Origin of the sequence: Microcystis sp. M53602_WE12 (assembly GCF_030065455.1) — a bacterium.
GTDB classification, from domain to species: domain Bacteria; phylum Cyanobacteriota; class Cyanobacteriia; order Cyanobacteriales; family Microcystaceae; genus Microcystis; species Microcystis aeruginosa.
Window position 1 is genome coordinate 1 of sequence record NZ_JASJFB010000051.1, and the last position, 3,172, is coordinate 3,172.

Consider the following 3,172-nt stretch of genomic DNA (forward strand, 5'->3'; position numbering starts at 1 on the left):
ACTCTTGTTCTGGTGTTGGGTAAAATCGGTAGCGATAGCTTTTCCATATCTCGCATTCTAGCATATATCGTGTAAATGCGCTAATATTTAACGGTAAAGCCGTCGTAGAACGACGGGGTTTCAGACCCAAATTTTCGATGACCTCCGCTATTGCTCTCGATCGCGTTTCTAAAATCTATAACAATCTCCCAGTAGTTAACGAGCTTTCCTTTGCCATCGAAAAAGGGGAAATCTTTGGTTTACTCGGTCCCAACGGTGCGGGAAAATCGACGACAATCCGCATGATTATCACCCTAACCGAAGCAAGTCAAGGAGAAATCGCAGTGGCGGGGTATGATGTGAAAAAATACCGCGATCAGGTGAAGAAAAATATAGGGGTAGTCTTACAACAGATTAGCGTTGATGGGGAATTAACCGTCTGGGAAAATATGGAATTTCACGGCCGGATGCACCATATCCCCAATCCCCAGAGACAGGAATTAATCGATCGCTATTTAGATTATGTCAGTTTAAGCGATCGAAAATCTGCCCTTGCCAAAACTCTTTCCGGAGGGATGAAACGACGTTTACAGATTGCTCGCGCTCTTCTTCACGAACCAAAAATACTCTTTCTCGATGAACCGACGGTCGGTTTAGACCCCCAAAATCGTCGTCGTTTGTGGGAAGTAATTCGCGATTTAAACCAGCAAGGAATGACAATTTTATTAACCACTCACTACATGGAAGAAGTGGAATTTCTCTGTCAGGATAACGCCACGGGAAAACTGGGCAGAATTGGCATTATGGACGCAGGCAAATTAATCGAATTAGGAACTATAAGGGATTTTCGCACTAAGTATGGCGAGGGTTTAGTTATCAAACAAGTTGGCGATAAAATCGATTATAAATTCTTCCCCACCGTGGCTGATGCCAATGCCTATCTTGACAGTTTGAGCGATAAAACTGGAGTAATGTGCCGTCCCTCCAATCTCGAAGATATCTTTGTGGAACTGACGGGACATCAATTAGATTAAATTCTTGGTTTGGCTGTTAGGAAGTTGTTCAGTTATCGGTCTTTGACTCCGGTTTTTCTGAGATTAGCTGTGTTTAAATCGGCATTTCTTGGCTCTTATCTGATGTCTATTTTATTGGCAAACCTGCTAGAGTCTAGGTCAATTAGCTGAGGCTGTCCCTAAAAACCGAGTTCAACCCTAAAAAAAGAGGCTTTTAGCGGTTTTTAAGCTTTTTGAGCCAGATAAATGGCCTAGGAAGGGAACTTTTTCCCGAGAGGGAGAGTCATCGGGAACTGGATAAAAACTAGATTCCCCTCTCGATCGATAGACAAAATTGACGGTAATCGTTTAGAATAAAGCACTGAATACTGACAAGATGACAATTATCCCTATGACCGATCTCCAGGCAAAAACTAGATGGTCAACAGCGCGGCGATATTACGAGTTGCTTAGTGTTTTAGTGGAACGTAATCTCAAGGGACGCTATCGGGGTTCTTTTCTGGGGGTTTACTGGTCCTTGTTAAATCCCCTGATTATGACTGCACTATACACGGCAATTTTCGGCACGGTTTTCGCCTCTTATTTTGATAATTCTATAGTTAACTATGTCCTAGCGGCTTTCACTGGTTTAGTAGTAATAAATTTTTTTAATGCTTCCACTAACCAAGCTTTACCTAGTATCGTCGGTAATGGCAGTATTCTAAATAAAATTCGTCTGCCGGTTAGCATCTTTCCCGTTTCTATGGTAGTGGCAAATATTTTTCAATTTGCTATTAGTATCTTTCCCCTTTTGGCTATAGTAACTCTCTGGAAATCTCAAAGTTTAATTAATGTAATTGCTCTGATTTTTCCTTTGATCGGTCTTTCTCTGGTTTGCACGGGAGTGGGTTTCTTTGTCAGTACCCTCTACGTTTTCTTCAGAGACTTACCCTATTTTTACGAAATTGTTTGTTTTGTCGCTTGGATTAGCAGCCCGATTTTTTATCCCCCGGAAATTATTCCTCCCTCCGTACAACCATTCCTCCTATTAAACCCATTATTGCCAGTAATCGAAAGTATTCGCCAATTGTCCCTTTCCCCCGGATTACCGGATTTTGGTTTGATTTTTCAATCTCTACTCGGTGGGATCATCATCTTAGGAATTGGTTGGACTTGCTTCCGACTCTGGCGACATTTATTTATGGATTTATTATAAATGACAGAAGTAATTCGACTCGATCAAGTGTCTCTCGAAAGACGTACTCAAGAAGAATTCTCCTACGATCTAAAAAGGACAATCTTCTCTATTCTTGAAGGTAAATATCGTCAACCGGCCAAAAAATTAGTTCTAGATGATATAGATTTAGTCATTAATTCTGGAGCAAAATTAGGTATCATTGGAGCTAATGGCGCAGGAAAATCTACTCTCTTAAAAGTTATTTGTGGTATTCTGGAACCGACAAAGGGACAGGTGAGAGTCAGGGGACAAATTGCCTCTCTAATTGAATTAGGAGCGGGTTTTGATCCAGATTTACCAGTAAAAGATAATATTATTCTCTATGGGGTAATGCTGGGATTTTCCCGTCAGGAAATGAAGGAAAAAACCAAAGATATCCTTGACTTTGCTGAGTTAGAAGAATATATGGGAGCGCCGGTGAAATCTCTTTCTTCCGGGATGGTGGCTCGTTTAGGATTTGCGATCGCAACAGAGGTTCACCCCGATATTCTTATTCTTGATGAAGTCCTTTCCGTCGGGGATGAAAGTTTTAAAAATAAGTGTAAACGACGGTTAAAAAAATTCTGGAATTCTAACGCTACTATTTTAGTAGTTTCCCACGATTTGACTTTAATTCAAGAGTCCTGTAACCAAGCAATTTGGCTGAATAAGGGCCAGTTGCAATGTCAGGGTGCATCGGAAGATGTAATCAAGTTTTATTTGGATTCCGTGCATCAAAACGAAGTTAATTTTTAATTAAGTAGGTAATCTTAATTAATTGTTAGATAGTAATAATGTATCTACGTTTTACTTAAGTAGCTGGTTATAATTAAATTAAAAATGGATTTTAGGTTCGATCCCCCCTGCCCCCCTTGATAAGGGGGGTGCCGATCCCCCCTTAATCCCCCCTTAATAAGGGGGGGATCTGAAAGTTTTTAATACCCACCTACTTAGGGGCTGCTGAAAAAGTTTTTCGTGGGGGCAG

Annotated in this window: 4 protein-coding genes; 3 read left to right on the top strand and 1 reads right to left on the bottom strand. The window is 40.9% G+C overall.

Going from position 1 to position 3,172, the window contains the following annotated elements; genetic code table 11:
• Positions 1 to 64: helix-turn-helix domain-containing protein (locus PX482_RS27595; protein WP_353852197.1), on the bottom strand; the 64-nt coding region annotated here is incomplete at its 3' end.
• Positions 65 to 137: 73 nt separating this feature from the next.
• Between PX482_RS27595 and PX482_RS02260 the strand changes: the two genes are divergently transcribed.
• From PX482_RS02260 to PX482_RS02270, 3 genes are all read left to right on the top strand, one after another.
• The gene (locus PX482_RS02260) at positions 138 to 1,013 is read left to right on the top strand and encodes an ABC transporter ATP-binding protein (RefSeq protein ID WP_288025226.1); all 876 of its coding nucleotides are present in this window, start codon (positions 138 to 140) and stop codon (positions 1,011 to 1,013) included.
• 370 nt (positions 1,014 to 1,383) lie between these two features.
• Positions 1,384 to 2,187, top strand: a complete 804-nt coding sequence (locus tag PX482_RS02265) for an ABC transporter permease (RefSeq protein ID WP_002758790.1) — start codon at positions 1,384 to 1,386, stop codon at positions 2,185 to 2,187.
• Complete coding sequence (locus PX482_RS02270; RefSeq protein WP_002758792.1) at positions 2,188 to 2,943, top strand: ABC transporter ATP-binding protein; 756 nt, start codon at positions 2,188 to 2,190, stop codon at positions 2,941 to 2,943. It abuts the gene before it with no gap.
• Positions 2,944 to 3,172 lie beyond the last annotated feature (229 nt).

What these genes read in the sequence shown, in the direction of transcription:
- PX482_RS02260 (WP_288025226.1), top strand. Translation starts at nt 138, where the DNA reads ATGACCTCCGCTATTGCTCTCGATCGCGTTTCTAAAATCTATAACAAT.
- PX482_RS02265 (WP_002758790.1), top strand. Translation starts at nt 1,384, where the DNA reads ATGACCGATCTCCAGGCAAAAACTAGATGGTCAACAGCGCGGCGATAT.
- PX482_RS02270 (WP_002758792.1), top strand. Translation starts at nt 2,188, where the DNA reads ATGACAGAAGTAATTCGACTCGATCAAGTGTCTCTCGAAAGACGTACT.